Here is a 20,644-nt window from a genome sequence, read left to right as displayed (position 1 = left end):
AGGTAGGTCTCTGGATCTCGCGGACTCAATCCGCTTGCGGAGCAGGTTTGACCCCGAGAGGGGTTGCAGCAAGTAGCCGGTGGTCGCCTTGGCGCACCACCGGAATCCCGAACTCGATTGCTTGAGGTTTTAGCGGCAGGGCGCGAGCCCTCCGGTTCTTCATCTCTGTCAAAACACCGGAGGGCTCGCGCCCTGCCGCTAAAAAATGCTTCACAGCGTTGCCCGTTGAGGATCAGAATTGGACGTGGCGATCCCGATACGGTAAACTGACGTCCCCTCCTACTTCGACAACGCGCCGTTGTCCCACCCTGCCGCTGCTCGGCCCATGACAAACGTGTCCGCTCACGAACGAATCCACCGATGGCTGCTGCCGTCTTTCTTGATGCTCGGCTTGTGCGTCATCCATCCCGCCACGCCCTGTGACGCGGATACGCCACGCAAAGACATCAGCTTTGTCAATGATGTGGTGCCCGTGCTGACCAAGGCTGGCTGCAATGCCGGCGTCTGCCATGCGAAAGCCGGCGGCGGACAGAACGGATTTCAATTGTCACTACTCGGCTTCGAGCCCTTGGAGGACTACCAGCACTTAGTCCACGAAGGTCGCGGCCGACGTTTGTTTCCGCTCGATCCGGCGCGCAGCCTGTTGCTTGCCAAAGCGGCGGGCGAAGTGCCACACGGCGGCGGTGTTCGAATCGAAAAAGGTTCGCCGAACTACAACACGTTGCTCCGTTGGATCCAAGCCGGATCGCCCTATCGATCGGACAACGATCCCGAATTGGTTTCGATTCGCGTCGAGCCGCCGGCCGGAACGCTTCAGCCGGGTGAAAGTCTGACGCTGCGATCGATCGCCACGTTTTCCGACGGTTCGACCCGCGACGTCACGGCGACATCGCTGTTTGAATCCAACGATTCGGCCATGGCGACGGTCAACGAATCGGGTCATGTGACCGCAATGGATTTGCCGGGAAAAGTCTCCGTGATGGTGCGTCACCAAGATCGTGTCGCGGTCTACAACGCGTCGATTCCACTGGGCCAACCGGTCGACGCTCCACCGTCACCGAACAACTTCGTCGACGAACTCGTCTTTGCCAATTTGGAACAGCTCGGGATCCCGCCATCGGATCTGTGCGACGACGCCACCTTCCTGCGCCGGGTCTCGTTGGACATCGGCGGACGCGTGCCGACCGAACGTGAAGCACGAGCGTTCGCGGCGGACGATTCGCCCGACAAGCGTGCCAAGGTGGTCGATCGCTTGCTACGAAGCCCCGACTACGCCGATTACTTTGCCAACAAGTGGACGGCGCTGTTGAAGAACCGTCGTGACGACGCCAGTGACATCACTTCCAACTTTGCGTTCCACGCCTGGGTCCGCGACAACCTGCTGGCCGGAACACCGTACGATCAATTGGTCCGCGAATTACTGGCCGCCACCGGTACCGTGATCGCCAACCCTCCGGTTGCCTGGTACAAGCGTGTCAAGGAACCGAAACAACAGATCGAAGACGTCGCGCAATTGTTCCTCGGCGTCCGTCTGCAGTGTGCCCAGTGCCACCATCATCCCTTCGAACGTTGGAGCCAAACGGATTATTATTCGCTGGCCGCGTTCTTCAGTCGCATCGGCCGAAAGCCGACCGATACCGCAGGCGAAGACCTGATCTTTCACCAACGCGGCACGGCGCAAGCGGTGAACATGAAGACCGGCGAAAATGTGCCTCCGGCGGCGCTCGGTGATTCGGTCGGTGCAATCCCGGCGGACGAAGACCCGCGGTTGCGTCTGGCCGACTGGATGGCCAGTCCCGGCAATCCGTTCTTTGCCAAGTCACTGGTCAATCGCTACTGGAAACACTTCTTTCGTCGAGGCTTGATCGAACCAGAAGACGACATCCGCGACACCAACCCGCCGACCAATCCCGAGTTACTCGCCGCGTTGGAACAACACTTCGTCGAAAGCGGCTTCGACCTGCGGTCGCTGATTCGCGTGATCACGACGTCCAAAGCGTACCAGTTGAGTGCGATTCCCAACGACCACAACCTCGTCGATTCGCAGAACTACTCACGTTACTATCCCAAGCGATTGCAAGCCGAAGTCATGCTCGATGCGATCGATCAAGTCGCCGGCACCCAAACCTCGTTCGCCAATCTTCCGATCGGCACCCGCGCGGTGGCGCTGCCGGACAACAGCTACAACAAAGCGTCGCCGTTCCTGCGTGTGTTTGGCCGTCCCGAGGCGACCAGCGTGTGCGAGTGCGAACGGGTGCAATCGGGCAGCCTTGCCCAAAGCCTGCACCTGATGAACGCCGGCGACATCAAATCAAAACTTGCCGCCGGCGGTGGACGCATCAACCGACTGGTGGGCGAGAAAACGTCCGCCGATGAAAAAGTGACCGAATTGTATTTCGCCGCCTTTTCACGCTCCCCAAGCGATGCCGAATTAGCGACCGCACTTCAGTACCTCAATGAACCGCGAACCGACGCGAACGGCAAACCGCTCGATGCGACAACAGCCGAACGCGAAAACCTGCAGGACCTGACCTGGGCGCTGCTGAACACCAAAGAATTTTTGTTTAACCACTAGGGAACGACAACTTTTAAACTTAGGGCGCGTGACCCGAATGGCACGGGCAAGAGTGTTGGTGTGCAGGCTTTAGCCGTCCTCTGTCGCTGCGTACAGCGACACGGAATCGCCTAAAGGCTAGACACCAACGGTTGCTGAATCCCCCGACCACCGATTGGAATTTTCACATGACCCCTCCCCTGCCCTTCCGGCTGGTCCCGTGCTTGTGCTTGCTCGCATCGACGGCGCTGCCTGCCTTCCTGCACGCCCAATCGGTCTGTCTGCCGGCTCCGAGACTGCTGACGACGATGCCGATGGGAGGCCAAGCGGGAACGGAACTGGAGGTCACTATCAGCGGGCAATCGCTCGAAGGCACCGAACAGTTGATCTTTTCGAACCCTTCGATCAGCGCGACGCCCAAGTTGAAAGACGACGGCACGGTCGAGGCCAATCAGTTTCTCGTTCGCATCGCCCCAGACTGCGCACCGGGCGTTTATGACGCGCGGATCATGGCGGGGCTGGGCATCTCCTCGGCACGCGCGTTTTCGGTCAGCAACGTCCCCGAAGTCACCCAAACCAAACCCAGCACGTCGCTCGACACGGCGCTCGAGATCGCGGTCGGCTCGATCGTCAACGCCACGTTGGTGGACCGCTCGGTGAACTTCTATGCCTTCGATGCCAAACAGGACCAGCGGATCATTGTCGATTGCGTCGCTAAGGGCATCGATTCGAAAATGAATCCGGTGCTGGTCGTCGCCGATGCCTCGGGCAGTGATTTGATCGTCGAGCGGCGCGGCGGCATCATCGACTTCACTGCGCCGGCCGAGGGCCGTTATGTGATCAAGGTCCACGATCTGACGTTCAAGGGTGGACCGTACTATTTCTTTCGCCTGGCGTTGACCGAAGTCCCCAAGGACGTCATCGCATCACGTTTGCCTGCCACCCGAAGCGTCACGTCTTTCTCGTGGCCACCGCCCGGTCTGGATCAGGTTCCCGCCGCGGAAGAATCACAACTGACTGCCAATGACGACGACGCGATTGGGATTTCGCTGCCCTGTGATATCAGTGGCAGTTTCTATCCCGCCGCGGACGTGGACACCTATCAGTTCGCTGCCAGGAAAGGCGAAACGTGGTGGGTCGAAATCGCGTCGGAACGTCTCGGTCATCCGACCGATCCGTCGGTCGTCGTGCAACGTGTGGTCGAGGGGGGCGATGTCGTTGATGTCGTGGAACTGGCCGACGTGCCGAGCCCGGTCAAACGGTCCTCCAACGGCTACTCCTATGACGGACCGCCCTACAACGCCGGTTCCTCCGATGCGATGGGGAAATTCGAAGTCCCGCAGGACGGCACCTACCGAATTCGCGTGACCGATCTGTTCGGGGGCACGCGCAACGATCCGTCCAATCGCTATCGGATGATCGTCCGCAAGGCGGCGCCGGATTTTGCCCTGGTCGGTTGGGCCCTGCACATGGGGCTCCGCAACGGCGACCGCAACGCGCTGAGCAAACCGATCGCCCTGCGTGGCGGTGCCGTCATGCCGCTCGAAATCGTCGTCGTCCGACGCGACGGGTTTGACGGCGAGATCGAGCTGTTCATGGAGAACCTTCCCGAAGGCGTCACCGCGACGGGACTGAAGATCGCCGCCGGAGCAACGCGTGGCATCATGTTGGTCTCCGCTGCCGACAACGCACCGCGCGGATTGCAAATGGCCAGTCTGTTCGGTCGGGCCAGCGTCGACGGACAAGACGTCGTCCGGCACTGTAAGTGGGCATCGATGAAATGGCCCGTGACGAACGCGAAAAGCGAAATCCCCGACCCGAGATTGGTCAACCAGATTCCCGTTTCAGTCGGCGGAATTGAACAGGCCGGACTGTCGATCGAACCGGCCGAAGACAAGGTCTGGCAGGTCACGGCCGGCGAAAAACTGACGATTCCCTTGCGATTGATTCGCCGTGGAGAGTTCTCGGGAAAAACCATGTCACTGCAAACCTTCGGCGCCGGATTCGACCGCAACGCGGCGCTGGAGTTGTCGCTGACCGACGATCAATCCGAAGCGGTTCTCGATTTGACGCGTTTAAAGCCCGCGCCGGGCGAATACACGATCGCGTTCTATGGCGGTGCCGTCGCCAAATACGCTTACGGCGACGCCAAACCCAAAGACATTGTTGACATTTACGTTTCCAAACCGATCTCGATTCACGTGGTCCCCGCCGAGGCGACAAAATGATCCATCACGACTGTGACGATTGCGGATCCCAAGCGTTCGGCTTGCCGCAAGGCCGCCGTAGCTTCATGCGACTGGGGCTGGCCGGAATGGCCAGCGTCAGTCTTCCCGGCATCCTGCGACTGCGGGCCGCCAGCGCGGACGATTCGGTCGACCAGGATCCGAAACAGCGATCCGCCGTGATCATGGTGTGGAAGCCCGGCGGCTGTTCCCACATCGACACCTACGATCCGAAACCGCTAGCGACCAGCGAATATCGCGGACCGTTCGGAACGATCCCCACCAAAGTCCCCGGCATGCAGTTCACCGAACTGCTGCCGCGGCAAGCGGCGATCGCCGACAAGTTCACGGTCCTGCGAAGCATGTACCAAGGCGCCGGCGGACACCCGGCCGGATCGATGCAGTTGCTCTCCGGTGACAGCGACACCCGGGACAAACCCAAACCACGGCTGCCCGATTGGATGTCGGTCGCCAACTACCTCCGGTCGTTGGAAGGCCCGCGGACGAACCCGTTGCCGGCCTACGTCGGCATCAACCCGCCGACGACCTACAACGGTCCGGCTTATCTGGGCGACGCTTACTCGCCGTTCTCGGTGACCGGCGATCCAAACGCGCCGAACTTTGTCGTCCCCAACATCGGCATGAGCGACAAAAGCGAAGTCGAACGTTTGAAACGCCGCACGACGCTGCGGCAGAATCTCGACACGCTGCACCGAGCCTTCGACACCTACGGTGAACTCGGGGCACTCGATCAATTCGAAGCCCAAGCACTGACGTTGTTGACCAACCCGAAAACGAAAGAAGCGTTCGATCTGACGCGTGAAGACGACAAGACGCGAGACCGGTACGGCAGAAACACGTGGGGGCAACAATTGCTGCTCGCCCGTCGCTTGGTCGAAGCCGGCGTCGATGTGTTGACAACCAGCTTGCGTGGCCCGTTGTGCGGACGCGTCAACAACTGGGACGACCACGCGGTCAACCATCACGTCTTCGACGCACTGCGTTTTCGTGCCCAAGCCTACGACCAGGCGGTTTCCGCGTTGATCGAAGACATCCACGAGCGCGGATTGGACAAACGCGTCCTGGTCGTGGTGACCGGAGAGTTCGGCCGCACGCCCAAGATCAACTACCAACCCAGCACCGGCGCCGGAAATGCGAGTGCCCCCTCGGGTACCAAGCAGCCCGGGCGCGACCACTGGCCGCGAGCCTTTTCCAACCTTTGGGCCGGCGGCGGGATCGAGACCGGTCGCTTCATCGGCGCGACCGACAAGCGGGGCGAAGACGCCATCGATCGACGCTGTGGACCGGGAGATTTCTTGTCCACGATCTACCACCACCTCGGAATCGACGCCTCCAAAGTCATGATCAAAGATTTCAACGGACGCCCGACACCGATCGTCGACCACGGCAAACCCATCCCCGAGTTGATCGCCTAGAATCACACACCACGCTTCCCCTCCCACCGGACCAATTTGAATGAATGACATTGAGACCCTGGATCGAGACCGTCGGCTGTTTTTAAAAACCGGCGTCGCCTCGATGACCGCCCTCGGCCTGACCAATACCCTACGTGCCCAAGAGACGCCCGCCGCGGCGGCGCCGTCGGAGAAACTCTCCATCGGCGTGATGGGCGTCAATGGCCGCGGCGGCGCGATCGTCAAAGGGATGATGGCCAGCGGACAAGTCGACATCGCGTACATCTGTGACGTCGATGAGCGGGCGGCCGAGCGGGTGACCAAAATTGTCAACGAGAAACAGTCGACGAAGACTCAATCTGTCAAAGACTTTCGCCGAATCCTGGACGACAAATCGGTCGACGCCCTGATCTGCGCCGCACCGAACCATTGGCACGCCCCGGCGACCATCATGGCCTGCGGCGCCGGCAAACACGTGTACGTCGAAAAACCTTGCAGCTACACGCCGGCCGAAGGCGAGATGGCGGTCGCGGCGGCGCGCAAAAACGATCGCGTCGTGCAAATGGGCACCCAGCGTCGCAGCTGGCCCGGGATCGTCGAAGCGGTCGAAAAGATTCACGGCGGGGCGATCGGAAAGACGCTGTACAGCCGAACCTGGTACAACAACCGGCGGGGTCCGATCGGCTTCGGAAAACCGGCGGAGATCCCTTCGTGGTTAGACTGGCGATTGTGGCAAGGCCCGGCGCCGGATCGCCCCTTCAAAGACAACCTCGTCCACTACAACTGGCACTGGCATTGGCACTGGGGCAACGGCGAACTGGGCAACAACGGCGTCCACGGTCTGGACGTCGCCCGCTGGGGCATGCAAGTCGACTTCCCCAATCGTGTCACCGCCGGCGGTGGAAAGTATCGCCACGAAGACGACCAGGAGACCCCCGACACGATGATGGTCACCTATGACTTTGCCGACGGCAAAACCATCACCTGGGAAGGCCTCAGCTGGTCGCCGCTGGGACCACACGATTCAGGGTTCGGTGTCAGTTTCCACGGCACCGAGGGATCGATCGTGATCCGCGGTTCGGGATACACCCAGTACGACATACGAAACAAGGAAGTCGCCAGCGGCACCGGTGCCGGCGGCGATAAAGATCACTTCGACGATTTCATCAGCGCCGTTCGCGACGGACACCGCACCAACGCGGACATCGAAAAAGCGCATCGCAGTACCCTGCTCTGCCACCTGGGCAACATCGCCTACCGGACCGGCAGCGTGTTGCACACCGACCCGTCCGACGGCCGTCCACAAAACAACGACGCCGCAAATCAACTGTGGTCACGAGAGTACGCCAAGGGCTGGGAGCCGACCGTCTAATGAATACCAAACACACATCCATTCGTTGTTACATTCGTCAGAGCGTGGTCGCCCTGCGCGTGATCGCTCTGTGCTTCATCTCCCTGGCCGTCGTGTCCGCCGCCACCGGCCAGGACGCCGTCGACGACAGTTCGTCTGCCCAAACGACACTCCGCATCGGCGTGATCGGGCTGGACACCTCGCACGTCCCGGCATTCACCAAGTCCTTCAACGCGGAACCGGCGAATCCCGAAATGCAAAACTGCCGGGTCGTCGCGGCCTATCCGTACGGCAGCCGCATGATCGAATCCAGCTACAGCCGGATTCCAACGTACACCGAGCAGATGCGTTCGATGGGCATCGAGATCGTCGATTCGATCGACCAGCTTCTCGACCGAGTCGACTGCGTGCTGCTGGAAACGAACGACGGAAAGCCGCACCTGGAACAGGCGCTACAGGTCTTCAAAGCCGGCAAGCCCGTGTTCATCGACAAGCCGGTGGCATCCAATTTGGCCGAAGTCGTTGCGATCTATCGGGCGGCGGCACACTATGGCGTCCCGATGTTTTCCAGTTCATCACTCCGTTATAGCGAAGGTGCGCAAGCGATCCGCAACGGCAAGCTCGGTGCCGTGTTGGGCTGCAACGCCTACAGCCCGGCGTCGACCGAACCCTCCCACACCGATCTGTTCTGGTACGGCATCCACGGCGTCGAATCGTTGTACACGTGCATGGGAACGGGTTGCCAGTCGGTCAGCCGGACCGCGACCGATGGCCGCGAAGTCGTCGTCGGCGTCTGGTCGGGCGGACGCCTCGGAACCTACCATGGCCTGCGTGAGGGCAAGACGGGCTACGGCGGGACGGCGTTCGGCGAGAAAGGCATCGCACCGATCGGAGACTACGGCGGCTATCGACCGTTGGTGGTCCAGATCGCCAAGTTCTTCCGCACGCGTGAGTTGCCGATCGATCCGCAGGAAACGATCGAGTTGTACGCGTTCATGGAAGCCGCCGCCGAAAGCAGAAAACGCGATGGCAAATCCGTGACGATCGCCGAAGTGATGGAAGCCGCCGAACAGGCAGCCGACGAACTGTTGGCCGGACAACTCTGAACGATCGCACGGTAGTTGCCCGTTGCTCGCCAAACGCCCCATTGCGGGGTTGGAGATTCAATTTCATCGCCAACCGGAGAGTTAGAACATCATGAGACGTTTCAGTTTGCTTCTATTTTCTTGCCTGTTGATTCCTCTCAGCGGCGACGCGTCTGGCGCCACGGTGACCTATACGCTCACCGGATCGGTGACCAACATCACAGCGACGGATCTCGCGGGCAACGATGACACTGCGAGTTTCCTGAGCATCCTGCCGTACAACGTTGGAGCTCCCGTTACGGCAACCTTCAGCTACGACTCGAACAACCAAGACGATCGCGATTCCCGACCGCAATACGGTTCCTACGATGGACTCACCATGTCAGTCTCGGTCGGATCGACGACCTTCGATTCGTACGGATCACTCTCGTTGATTGACTTTGGAACACGTGATGAGATCCGGGCTCGCGGTTTGCAACTTTACAATGCTCCTGGATGGAGCATCACCGGATTGGGCGGAGGTTATTCCGGCCTGAACACCATCACCTTGGTCAATGGGAACACCTCGCTTTGGGACGGAACGCTTCCGCCGACAGACCCTTTTGCCGCATCCGACTTTTCGACGCTCAACTGGCAAATGCAGGACACAGGTTTTACCGGCGGCAATCGCGTCACGACGCCGCTGGGCAGTCACACCGGAATGACGCGATCGATCGAGGCGGTCTTCAATACGGTCACCGTTACCGCCATCCCCGAACCGAGCAGTAGCGCGTTCTGCGCACTGGCCCTGGGTGTGTGTTGGATCCGACGTCGGCGACCCAGGCACTGAGTGCGCATCACCATTCTGCCATCCCACTTGCTGCCATCCCATCTTTCAACGCTGTGAAGCATTTATTCCCTATGCTTCAGGAGGCCTTAGCGGCGGGGCGCAAGCCCTCCGGTTCCGCATCATGAACAAATACCGGAGGGCTCGCGCCCTTCCGCTAAAAAATGCTTCACAGCGTTGCCCATCGTCTTGCCCCCATCGTCTTGCCCCCATCGTCTTGCCCCCATCGTCTTGCCCCCATCGTCTTGCCACTCCATGCTCACCCGCCTCGCACAATCCTCGCTATCGATCGCCCTCTCCAGTCTGCTGCTGATCACCCTTGCCAGTGCGAACGATCTCTCCTTCACGATCGAGCGATCGACGGCCCAGCGTGGGTTTGACGGGCAGACGTGCTGGGTCCATGCCCGCGCCGGGGCGATTCCCGCTGGCGTGAAAGGGAACGATTCGGATCAGCCGTTGGTCGTGATGACGACTCAGAAGTTGCTGCTGACCGGCTCGGATGTTTTTTACCGACTGCATCAAACCACTTCGAATGATCTGGCCGCGACGTGGACGGATCTAGCACCAATCGACGCGTTCGCCCGCGAGCGGGTCGGCGAAGAGTCAGACACTCTGCCGACGGGCGCATCGATCGCACCACAACTGCTTCAGCCGGGCGATGAAACCACCGTTTGTGACTTCCAACCGCAGTGGCACGCGGCCAGTCAACGCTTGCTCGGCATCGGCCAATCGGTGTGGTATCGCAACAACCGTGTGATGCATGTCCGCCCGCGAGGCATCGCCTACGCCGTCTACAATCCGTCGGCGAAACAATGGTCGAAATGGAAGACCGTCGACCTGCCCCGTGAACCCCGGTTTCAAGATGCCGGGTCGGGCAGCGTCCAGCGCGTCGACCTGCCCGGCGGCGATGTGCTGGTACCGTTCTACTTCAAAGAACCGAGCACCAAGCAATACTCCGCTGCGGTTTGCCGCTGCCGGTTCGACGGCCAGACACTGCACTTCATCGAAGTCGGCAACGCGTTGACCGTTCCGATCAAGCGGGGACTCTACGAACCCTCGCTGACACGATTCGCCGGGCGTTTCTATTTGACCCTGCGGAACGACGATCGGGGCTACGTCAGCGTCAGCGATGACGGATTAAATTTCGGGCCGCCGCGTGCTTGGACCTTTGACGACGGCAGCGACCTGGGCAACTACAACACCCAGCAACACTGGGTGACGCACAGCGACGGATTGTTTTTGGTCTACACGCGACGCGGCGCGGACAACGACCACGTGTTTCGTCATCGCGCGCCGTTGTTCATCGCCCGTGTCGACCCGGAAACGCTGCGCATCGTCCGTGACAGTGAACAGGTCTTGGTGCCCGAGCGTGGCGCGCGGCTGGGCAATTTCGGCGTCGTCGAAGTTTCTCCCGACGAAACCTGGGTGACGGTGACCGAATGGATGCAGCCGTTGGGCGTCGAAAAGCACGGCAGCGACAACAGCATCTTCATTGCCAAGCTGAACTGGAATCGGCCCAATCGTCGCGAGGTTGTCTCATCCGAACATCGCCGGCCCAGCGACCAGTTGCTTCCCTACACCGATCCTCCGAAAGCCTATCAAGACGATTTCGGTGACTTGCGATCGCCGCTGACGTTTGCCGATGGTTCCAAGGCCCAGACCGCCGAAGACTGGCAGCGCCGTCGGGCAGAGATCCTGTCGAGCTGGCAAGACCTGCTCGGCAAGTGGCCGCCGCTGATCACGGAACCCGAACTGGAAATCTTGGACTCTCGGCCGCGTGAGACCTTCACCCAGCATCAAGTGCGTTTTCAGTGGACGCCGAATGAAAAGACGACGGGCTATCTGCTGGTGCCCGACGGCAAGGGACCGTTCCCGGCAGCGGTCACGGTGTACTACGAACCGGAAACCGCGATCGGTGAAGGCAATCCGTATCGTGACTTTGCGTTACAACTCGCGCGTCGCGGCTTTGTCACGCTCTCGATCGGGACCAGTGATGCCACCGCGGCCAATACGTATTCGCTCTACCATCCATCGATCGACGATGCTGAGGTCCAACCGCTCTCGATGCTCGGCTACGCGGCGGCCAACGCCTGGCATGTGCTGGCCGATCGTCCGGAGGTGGATTCCAAACGGATCGGCATCGTCGGCCATTCGTTCGGCGGCAAATGGGCGATGTTTGCTTCGTGCTTGTTCGACAAGTTCGCTTGTGCCGCATGGTCCGACCCGGGAATCATCTTCGATGAATCACGGCCGAGTGTGAATTACTGGGAGCCGTGGTATTTGGGGTATCACCCCAAGCCTTGGAGAAAGCGGGGCATCCTCTCCGACGACAACCCGGCGCGCGGCCTCTACCCGCGACTCGTCGCCGAGGGACACGACCTGCACGAACTGCACGCACTGATGGCTCCCCGGCCATTCCTGGTCTCCGGCGGATCGGAAGATCCGATCAGCCGCTGGCGAGCCCTGAATCACTCCGTGGCGGTCAACCGGATCCTCGGCCACAGCGATCGTGTGATGATGACCAATCGTCCCGATCATTCCCCCAACACCGATTCCAATCAAATGATCTACGCATTCTTCGATCACTGGCTGAAGTAGCACGACCGCCACCAGGATCGAGCCTTCCGCTGCAACCGATCGGCGCTGCAACCGAATTGTTCGTCGCGATGCGATGGGCGTCTTGAATCAAAGGCGGTGGCGTTCAGCGACAATACGTCGCGTTTTCAGCCGCTTTAATTCTATACACCTAGGTGCACAATATGCTAAACTCTGATTCATCGCAGCGTCCCCGACCGACCGCGCACAGGTTTTACGACCATGATTGCTTCCCAGACATTCGCGACTCGACCGTCTCATCTGCGGTCTCGCAAGTCGTTTGATCACAGCCCGATGCTGGTGTTTTACGAGCTGACTCAGGCCTGCGATCTGGTCTGCCAGCATTGCCGGGCCTGTGCCCAGGCCCGCAGCGATCCTGCGGAGTTGTCGCCTGCGGATTCACGGCGGCTGATCGGCCAGCTCACCGAGTTCCCGGAACCGCCGATGTTGGTTTTGACCGGTGGCGACCCGCTGAAACGCAGCGACATCTACGAACTGGTCCGTGATGCGGTGGGCCGTGGACTGAAAGTCTCGATCACTCCCAGCGCGACGCCGTTGGTCACGCGGGACGCCATCACCCGTCTTCGGGACGCCGGAATCTCTCGGTTGGCGATCAGTATCGACGGTGCGGATGCGGAGACACACGACGCCACCCGCGGCGTGCGTGGCAGCTTTGACCGCAGTCTGTGCATTTTGCGTGACGCACAAGCACTTGGTGTGGAAACACAAATCAACACGGTCCTGACTCCATCGAACGTCGACCAGGTCGAAACGATGGCGGATCGTTTCGCCGAGTTCGAGATCGCCCTGTGGTCGGTGTTTTTCTTGATCCCCGTCGGCCGGGCGAACGAGATGCCTCGTTTGAATGCGGATCAGTGTGAGCAGGCGTTCGAGCGACTCTGGTTGCAATCGCAACGTCAACCTTACCTGCTCAAGACGACCGAGGCACCGCACTATCGTCGCTATGCGATCCAGCGGCGGAAACGGATGACCGATGGCAAACAAGCGGTGCGTCCAGGATTTATCCCCGCGGGCGTCAACGACGGCAAAGGGGTGATGTTTGTCAGCCACGCCGGGGTGATTCATCCGAGCGGATTTCTGCCGATCACCTGTGGCATGTTTCCATCACAACATGTCGTCGACGTGTATCAAAAATCACCGATTTTTCGCGCACTGCGCGATTCCGAACGGTTGGAAGGCAAGTGTGGAAAGTGCGAGTTCCGTAACGTTTGTGGCGGAAGCCGCGCCCGGGCCTACGGTGTGACGGGCAACCTGTTCGCCGAAGAACCCGATTGCAATTACATTCCTGACGCAATGGCCACTCCGTAAAAGGGAACCCACCATGTATCGTCGCGTGACCGTCATCGGCGGCGGCATTTCCGGCCTCGCCGCGGCAAACCATCTGCACCGGATCGCGCCCGAAATCGACGTGCGATTGTTGGAAGCCGGACCGCGACTCGGCGGCGTGATCCAAACGACGCACAAGGACGGATTCTTGATCGAAGGAGCGGCCGACAATTTCATCACGACGTCGCCGGGTGCGATTCAACTTTGCGAGGACGTCGGACTCGGTCAGGATCTGATCGGCACCAATCCCCGGGAGCGAGGTGCGATGGTGCTCAGCCGGGGGAAACTGGAAAAGATCCCCGAGGGCTTTGCGGTGATGGCGCCCTCGCGTCTGTGGCCGTTGCTGACGACAAAGATCCTGAGCCCGAAGGGCAAGTTGCGATCAGGCTGTGAAGTCTTTGTGCCGCGAAAGCGAGGACAGGAGGACGAATCACTGAAGTCGTTCGTGTGCCGGCGATTCGGAACGGAGATGTTTGAACGCTTGGTGCAACCGTTGGTCGGAGGCATCTACACGGCCGACCCGAACCGGCTGAGCGTTGCGGCCACGATGCCACGTTTCTTGGACATGGAACAAAAATACGGGAGTCTGATTCGTGGCATGCTGAACCAACGTCGCTCGAGAGAACAACCGAGCGAGAAGGGTGGTGGGGCGCGATACAGCCAATTCATGACGCTGCGCGGCGGGATGTCTCAATTGATCGAGGCGCTGGAAAAAAGCCTGCCGGAAGATGCCATCCGACTCAATGCGCCTGTCAATTTCATCGTCCCCAGCGGCTCCCGATGGTCGATCAGTTCCGGAGTGGAGGATCCGCAACGTGAACAGTCCGATGCCGTGATCCTTGCCGCGCCGGCCAGCCCGGCGGCCCGCGTGCTCTCGACCGTCGACGGAGAATTATCGAAACGACTGGGCGGGATCCAATCTGCCAGTTGTGCGGTCGTGTCGCTCGCCTTTCGTCGCGAACAAATCGGCCACGACTTACAATCGTTCGGATTCGTCGTGCCGGCAATCGAAGGTCACTTCATCTTGTCATGCAGCTTTTCGAGTGTGAAATACGATGGCCGCGCTCCTGAGGGTACGGTGCTGATGCGCGTCTTCATCGGCGGTGCCTGCCAAAGCGGCTTACTGCGTTTACCCAACATGCAGCTGCTGGAATTGGCGCACTGGGAGGTTGCGAAGTTGCTGGACATTGAAGGCGAACCACTCATGCGTCACATCACCCGACAACGGCATGCGATGCCACAGTATCACGTCGGCCATCAGAAGCGAATCGCCAAAATCAATCAGCGACTTGAGTGGTTCCCGACGCTCGCCTTGGCTGGCAACTCGCTCAACGGCGTCGGTGTCCCGGGCTGTATCGAAAGCGGACAAAAAGCGGCCGAGAGGATCGCGAGTGCCTTACGCACCGGTTCAACGAACACCACAGCAAAGACCGCGATGAACTAGGATGGCTACCACAACGTTTCCGAAAACTCAAGCAGACGCGGTCACCCCTGCTGCGAAGCTGAAACCGAAAGAGCACGGCGCGTACGCGATCCTGGGAATTCCGATCGCAACGTCCCTGTTGATCGCGGGTATCTCCGTACCAGGCGTTTGCGTCGCGATCGCCAGCGTGACCGGTTTCTTGGCCCATGAACCGCTGCTGGTCGCCTGGGGACATCGGGGCGCGCGTGCGCAGCGTTCGACGCCGGCGGCAACACGACGTTTGGTGATTCTCACCGGGTTCACGATCCTCTGTGGATGTGTCGCATTGCTGGCGGGATCCAACCCGGTGCGAATCTCGCTCCTGGGATGCCTTGGACTCGCATCGACCAGTTTTGTACTGGCCGTCGCGGGCAACCACCGTTCGTTGCTCAACCAGTTGTGGGGAATCGTCGGCTTGTCCGTTCCCTGCGTACCGATTCTGTTGGCCGGAGCGATCCCCACCGACCTGGCGATCGAAATCTGGACGACGTGGTTGATCGGGTTCGCCGCCACCACGATGGCCGTTCGCGGCGTGATCGCGGCCCAGAAACGGCACCCGCGGACCATTCACGGGTTGGCCATCTCTGCGCTGAGTGTGCTCGTGCTTGGACGTTATACTTGGTCTAGTTCACTCGTGATCGTCACTCTACCGATGTTGGCGATGAGTGGGCTGTTGATGATCTGGCCGCCGCCAGCCAAACACCTCAAACGGGTCGGATGGACGCTGGTTGTCGGCACCGTGGTCACTGCCGTCTGGATGATCGCTGTTGTGTGACGAAACTCTCTTTGAATGATTTCATGTGCAATCAATGGACTTCGCGTCTGAAAACGCCCGGTTTCTTGTCCGTCCTCTTCACGTTGCTTTCGGTCGGCTGCCTGCACGCAGCAGAGCCGATCGTGGTGAAAGAGAACGGCGGATGGTGTTGGTTCCAGGGGAAACGTGCGGTCGGATTGGATGGCAAGGTTTTTTTCACGTCCATTTCCGGCGACGACCATGGCGACTGGAATGCCGGAGATCTGGTCGTGACGAAACTGGATCCGACGAGCGGTAAAACTTCGCATTTCTGTCTGCACGCGAAGCTTCAACGTGACGACCATGCCGTCGCGGGGCTCTGCCTGCTCGCTGATGGGCGATTGCTTGCCGTTTATGGAAAACATGGCAACGATCATTTCCAGCGGTCACGGATCACGCTGCGTCCGGGCGATCTCAGCGAGTGGACCCAAGAACAACGGTTTGATGCCGGCGCGGGCTACACGTACTCCAATGTTTACCGATTGCCCGGCGAAGACGATCGCATTTTTAATTTCCATCGCGGACGCGGTTTCAATCCCAACTGCAACTTTTCTGATGACGGCGGATCCACCTGGAAGTACGGCTGGCGATTGATGCAGCGAACCTCCGCTGACCTGAGCGATGACCCCAGATACACGGGCATGGACGGCCGGCGACCGTACGTTTGTTATGCCAGTAATGGTCGCGACGAAATCCACTTTATCGCGACCGACGACCATCCGAGGGCGTATGACAACAGCCTGTATCATGGATACTACAAGGCCGGAAACTTATTGGCGTCCGACGGCACAATCTTGGCAACACCCACCGCAGCCGGCCAACCGCTGAAACCGCGTGACTTCACCGAAGTGTTCACCGGGACGGCGGATCGAGTTGCCTGGGCCAGCGATATCGAAGTCGACGCGCTCGGCAACCCGTTCATCGCGTTCTCCGTCCAGGTCGATGGCGCCGCGGTGCGTAACCGCCGCGGAGCGGGCGGGTTGGATCACCGCTATTACCATGGTCGCTGGGATGGAAGTCGGTGGCGCGTGCACGAAATGGCTCATGCAGGAACGAAATTGTATTCCGGCGAAGACGACTACACCGGGTTGGTCGCGCTGGATCCCCAAGCCCCCGACTACGTCGTCATCTCCACCAACGCGGATCCGGTTTCCGGAATGCCGCTGGTGAGTCGCACCGACGGGCAACGACATTGGGAGCTATTTGCGGGAACAACCAGCGACGGGGGCGAGACCTGGAAGTGGACCGCCCTCACGAAGGATTCGACACAAGACCAATTACGTCCGATCATTCCGAAGACTGCCACCGATAGCCGAGTGATCTTGTGGACTCGTGGGACGTTGAAATCCTATACCGATTATCACCTCGACATCGTCGCACTCACCGTGCCACGCTAACACATTCGCCACATCCATCGTGACACCTCGCAAGGGTGCCCCACTTCGATACGCGATCGCAATCCGTTACACACACGCTTGTGGCCGACGGTGTCTTCGACCGCCCACCCTTTGTGCACATCGGACTTGGTCGGTTCACCGGGACATCGCCGATCCCTACTAAAACCCCTTTCCCCCTTGTCCTCTCATCGCCGCCGCACCGATGAATGATTGTTTCGCTTGCTCCAGTTCGATGGCCTTGGGAAACAGGACGTTGTTTTCCTTGTGGATGTGCTGGTGCATGTCGGCTTCCAACTTTTCCAGCGAATCGAGCATCGCTCGGTAGGTGTTGCAGGCCCACTGGGGCGGAACAAAGTTGTCGGTCGCCTCGCGCAACATCGCCAAGGCATCGCCGGCCTGGTCGTGCTCGTGTTCCATCTGGCGGATTGGGTTAGCGACACTGCCACAATGGAACTCGGGTCGGTCCGCCGATGCTTCCAATTGCCGAATGATGGGGAACAGGATTTTCTCTTCCTTCATCATGTGGGGTTCGAGTTCGTTCTTGAGTGCGACAAAGGCTTTGCGAACCGTTGCCAGCCGAGGCTCTTTGTCACCGTGGACTCGCGACACCTTTTCGGTCATGAAGTCCAGTCGCGGCAACTCTTCTCGCAGATAGGCGTGATGCGTCGATTCGATGTGATCGGCCAACTCCGTCAAGGTCATCGCGTCGGCATCAACGGCGGTCGCAGAAGCTCGCTGCGAGTCGCATTGCCCCAGTCGCGTGACGACGTCCTCGGGATCGATCTTTCGCTTGGCACAGGCGGTCGCCAGCGAAATTTTGCCGCCACAGCAATAGTCGATCTTGAGCGATTCGAACACGCGGGCACGATCGGGAAGTTCGCGAACAAGCTCACCGACGGTGGATTGAATGTCAATGGTCTGCATCTGTTTTCTCCATAGTCCCCCGACCGCTTCGCCGGCCGGCATTCTAAAAAGACGAACCGGCGAAGCGGCTCGGCGACTTTCTAAATCGCTTCGTCAGTCTTCTTGAACGAATGGCCGGTTTTCAGTCCTGCAACAAACAGGACCAGTGCCAATGCTCCGAAGAAGAAAATGGTGTCGCCGGGGACTCGCATCCAACGCAGTGTTTGCATCAGATCGGTCTGCATGAACTCGCTACTGCGGGCGTACCAGTATCCGGTCTCCACCGACGCTTTGGTTTGCAACAATCCGACCGGCAGCAAGCTCAACACGCACATCGCGAACAAGCCGATGTTCATGCCCCAAAAACCGATCCGTAGCAAACCGTCCTTCCACTGCCTCGCCGGGATCAGCACCCGCAGGCACATCAGCATCAATCCCATGCCGAGCATCCCATAGACGCCGAACAATGCCGCATGCCCGTGCAGCGGCGTCGTGTTCAGCCCCTGCATGTAGTACAGCGCGATCGGCGGATTGATCATGAACCCGAACAATCCCGCGCCGACCATGTTCCAGAACGCGACGGCGACAAAGAAATAGATCGGCCACTTGTATCGCTGCACCCACGGCGTTGCCTTGCTGCGTCGCAAGTCTTCCATTGCGTCAAATCCGATCAAGGTCAGCGGGACGACTTCGAGGGCGCTGAACACCGACCCCCATGCCAACGCGACCGTGGGCGTGCCGGAAAAGTACAGGTGGTGCAACGTGCCGATGATGCCACCGGACAGGAAGATCGTGGCGGCTAACAGTGCCGCCGCCGCGGCGATTCCGGGTTTGACCAGATTCAATCGCATGAACACAAACGCGATCACCGTGGTCGCGAAAACTTCAAAGAAACCTTCGACCCACAGATGCACCACCCACCAACGCCAGTACTCGACCATCGTCAGGTGCGAATGCTGACCCCACGTCAGACCGGCTCCATAAAACAGTGCGATCGCGGCGGTCGCGACCGCCAAGAGAATGACCAGATGCCGCTGGTTGTTCGCTTCCAACGCGTGACGGTCGCCCCCGTCGGCATGGAAAGCGGACAGGGGATGGCTGGTGCTGAATTCAGACCCCGTCGTGGCGACGTCTGGATTCGCGACGGGCAAATTCCCAACCCCATTCTTCCGCAGCGCCGGAAGCAAAACGCGAATCATCAGTGCCAACCAAAGCAACAATCCGACCATCAGCAGGATCTGCCAAAAGCGTCCCAGTTCAACGTATTCGTAGCCTTGGTGTCCGAAGTAAAACGATTGCCCGTCCGTCATCCGGTTCATCACGCTCAACCACTCTCCGGCCAGCGATCCGACCACGACCAACAACAGTGCCGCGAACAACACGTTGACGCCCAGTCGTTGAAACTTGGGTTCGTGATGACTGACCAACGGCCCGATAAACAACCCGGCGGCCAGCCAAGCGGTGGCGATCCAGAACAAGCCGATCTGCACGTGCCACGTTCGAGCCACCGTGTACGGCAGGTACTCCGCGAGCGGGAATCCATAGAACCCGTCCCCTTCCACACCGTAGTGTGCCGCGACGATGCCGAGTGTCATTTGCACCAAGATCAACGCAGCGACGACCCAGAAATACTTGATCGTTGCCTTCTGCGATGGAGTCGCTTCCCATAGCGCGAGCGGATCGGAGGTGTGCGTCTGACCTTCTTCCTCTTCTTCTCTTCGTGAAGCGTACCACCAAGCCATCGCGGAAATCCCAGCCAACAGCACAATCACGCTGACGCCCGTCCAAACGATGTTGTCGCCCGTGGGTCGATTGCCCACCAGTGGTTCGTGCGGCCAATTGTTGGTGTAACTGGCGATGTCACCGGGACGAGTCGTTACCGCCGCCCAAGACGTCCAGAAATAGAAGGCCGAGAGCTTGCGCAATCGCTCCTCGCTGGAAATCGCACCGGCGGGAATCGCGTAGTCCGCATTGCCGTCGATGAAAACGGATTTGTAGTGTTCGACGTTGCTGGCGAACGCCTCGGCGCGGATCGGGGAGACGGTCGCGATTCCCGTGGACGCGTCGTAATTGTTCTCATGCAATTGTTCGGCCAGTCGACCGCTGAGTTGCCCCTGTTGTTCGGCGTTCAGTTCCGCAAAGGGCTTGCCAAATTCGTCCGTCCCCCATTTGTCGAGCATGAAGACGGCTTCGCGGTGCAGCCAATCCGCCGTCCAATCGGGCGCGACATAGCTGCCGTGTCCCCAGACGCTGCCGACCTGCATGCCACCCATCGATTGCCAGACATTTTGGCCTTCGCCGATCTCCCCGCTGTCGACCAGCGTGACGCCGTCGGTCGTGACGAACCGGTCTGGAATCGGTGGCATTTCCTGGAAGATACGTGTGCCGATCCACCCCAGGATCAGGAAGGAAACGACCATCACTGCCGCAAACGCGAGCCAAAGTTTTTTCATGGGAGTGGGTTACTCGTGTGGTTGGATTTTGGTGCCGGCCCTTTCCTGCACCTAAAGGTATAGATTTAGGCCGGCACGTCAAGAGGTGCCCAAGGGAGCTTTGAAGTTTCCCTGGCCGCGGTTGGCGAACGGTGCTATGCAGGGACACCGCAGATCCAAGCACGTCATCAGGGGTTTTGCAGGCTCATGGACGGCAGCCTTTCCAAGCTGTCGCTGGTTTCAACGGCCTGGAAAGGCC

The 20,644-nt window shown here is 59.8% G+C and carries 13 protein-coding genes; 11 read left to right on the top strand and 2 right to left on the bottom strand.

From position 1 onward, the window contains the following. Positions 1–325 precede the first annotated feature (325 nt). The 11 genes from NZK35_RS01850 to NZK35_RS01800 all read left to right on the top strand — a co-directional run bounded on the left by NZK35_RS01850 (position 326) and on the right by NZK35_RS01800 (position 17,050). Positions 326–2,575 carry a DUF1549 domain-containing protein gene (locus NZK35_RS01850; RefSeq protein ID WP_259630897.1) on the top strand — a complete coding sequence of 750 codons (2,250 nt, stop codon included), beginning with the start codon at positions 326–328 and terminating at the stop codon, positions 2,573–2,575. 167 nt (positions 2,576–2,742) lie between these two features. Then, positions 2,743–4,782 carry a PPC domain-containing protein gene (locus NZK35_RS01845; RefSeq protein ID WP_259630896.1) on the top strand — a complete coding sequence of 680 codons (2,040 nt, stop codon included), beginning with the start codon at positions 2,743–2,745 and terminating at the stop codon, positions 4,780–4,782. Further along, positions 4,779–6,215, top strand: a complete 1,437-nt coding sequence (locus NZK35_RS01840; RefSeq protein ID WP_259630895.1) for a DUF1501 domain-containing protein — start codon at positions 4,779–4,781, stop codon at positions 6,213–6,215. The genes NZK35_RS01845 and NZK35_RS01840 overlap by 4 nt, the downstream gene beginning before the upstream one ends. Positions 6,216–6,255: 40 nt before the next feature. Beyond that, complete coding sequence (locus NZK35_RS01835) at positions 6,256–7,566, top strand: Gfo/Idh/MocA family protein (protein WP_259630894.1); 1,311 nt, start codon at positions 6,256–6,258, stop codon at positions 7,564–7,566. Beyond that, positions 7,566–8,651, top strand: a complete 1,086-nt coding sequence (locus NZK35_RS01830; protein ID WP_259630893.1) for a Gfo/Idh/MocA family protein — start codon at positions 7,566–7,568, stop codon at positions 8,649–8,651. The genes NZK35_RS01835 and NZK35_RS01830 overlap by 1 nt, the downstream gene beginning before the upstream one ends. A 91-nt stretch (positions 8,652–8,742) precedes the next feature. After that, positions 8,743–9,459: a hypothetical protein gene (locus NZK35_RS01825; RefSeq protein WP_259630892.1), complete on the top strand. Its 717-nt coding sequence runs from the start codon at positions 8,743–8,745 to the stop codon at positions 9,457–9,459. A gap of 252 nt (positions 9,460–9,711) precedes the next feature. After that, the gene (locus NZK35_RS01820) at positions 9,712–12,054 is read left to right on the top strand and encodes a S9 family peptidase (protein ID WP_259630891.1); all 2,343 of its coding nucleotides are present in this window, start codon (positions 9,712–9,714) and stop codon (positions 12,052–12,054) included. Positions 12,055–12,273: 219 nt separating this feature from the next. Next, positions 12,274–13,380 (top strand): TIGR04053 family radical SAM/SPASM domain-containing protein, encoded by a 1,107-nt coding sequence (locus tag NZK35_RS01815; protein WP_259630890.1) that lies wholly within the window; start codon positions 12,274–12,276, stop codon positions 13,378–13,380. 13 nt (positions 13,381–13,393) lie between these two features. Beyond that, positions 13,394–14,842 carry a protoporphyrinogen oxidase gene (gene hemG, locus NZK35_RS01810; RefSeq protein ID WP_259630889.1) on the top strand — a complete coding sequence of 483 codons (1,449 nt, stop codon included), beginning with the start codon at positions 13,394–13,396 and terminating at the stop codon, positions 14,840–14,842. A gap of 1 nt (position 14,843) precedes the next feature. Beyond that, positions 14,844–15,635 carry a YwiC-like family protein gene (locus NZK35_RS01805; protein WP_259630888.1) on the top strand — a complete coding sequence of 264 codons (792 nt, stop codon included), beginning with the start codon at positions 14,844–14,846 and terminating at the stop codon, positions 15,633–15,635. Beyond that, positions 15,632–17,050 (top strand): BNR repeat-containing protein, encoded by a 1,419-nt coding sequence (locus NZK35_RS01800; protein WP_259630887.1) that lies wholly within the window; start codon positions 15,632–15,634, stop codon positions 17,048–17,050. Before NZK35_RS01805 ends, NZK35_RS01800 begins: the two co-directional genes overlap by 4 nt. Positions 17,051–17,209: 159 nt before the next feature. Here the strand turns inward: NZK35_RS01800 and ric are convergent, their stop codons facing one another. Then, positions 17,210–17,974, bottom strand: a complete 765-nt coding sequence (gene ric, locus NZK35_RS01795) for an iron-sulfur cluster repair di-iron protein (RefSeq protein WP_259630886.1) — start codon at positions 17,972–17,974, stop codon at positions 17,210–17,212. An 80-nt stretch (positions 17,975–18,054) separates the two neighbouring features. Beyond that, positions 18,055–20,406, bottom strand: coding sequence for a nitric-oxide reductase large subunit (locus NZK35_RS01790; RefSeq protein ID WP_259630885.1), 2,352 nt, complete (start codon positions 20,404–20,406; stop codon positions 18,055–18,057). Between the last annotated feature and the right edge of the window lie 238 nt (positions 20,407–20,644).

This window comes from Stieleria sedimenti (assembly GCF_025060895.1).
GTDB classification, from domain to species: domain Bacteria; phylum Planctomycetota; class Planctomycetia; order Pirellulales; family Pirellulaceae; genus Stieleria; species Stieleria sedimenti.
Note: the sequence above shows the minus strand (reverse complement) of the source record. Positions and strands in the feature narration are given on the sequence as shown.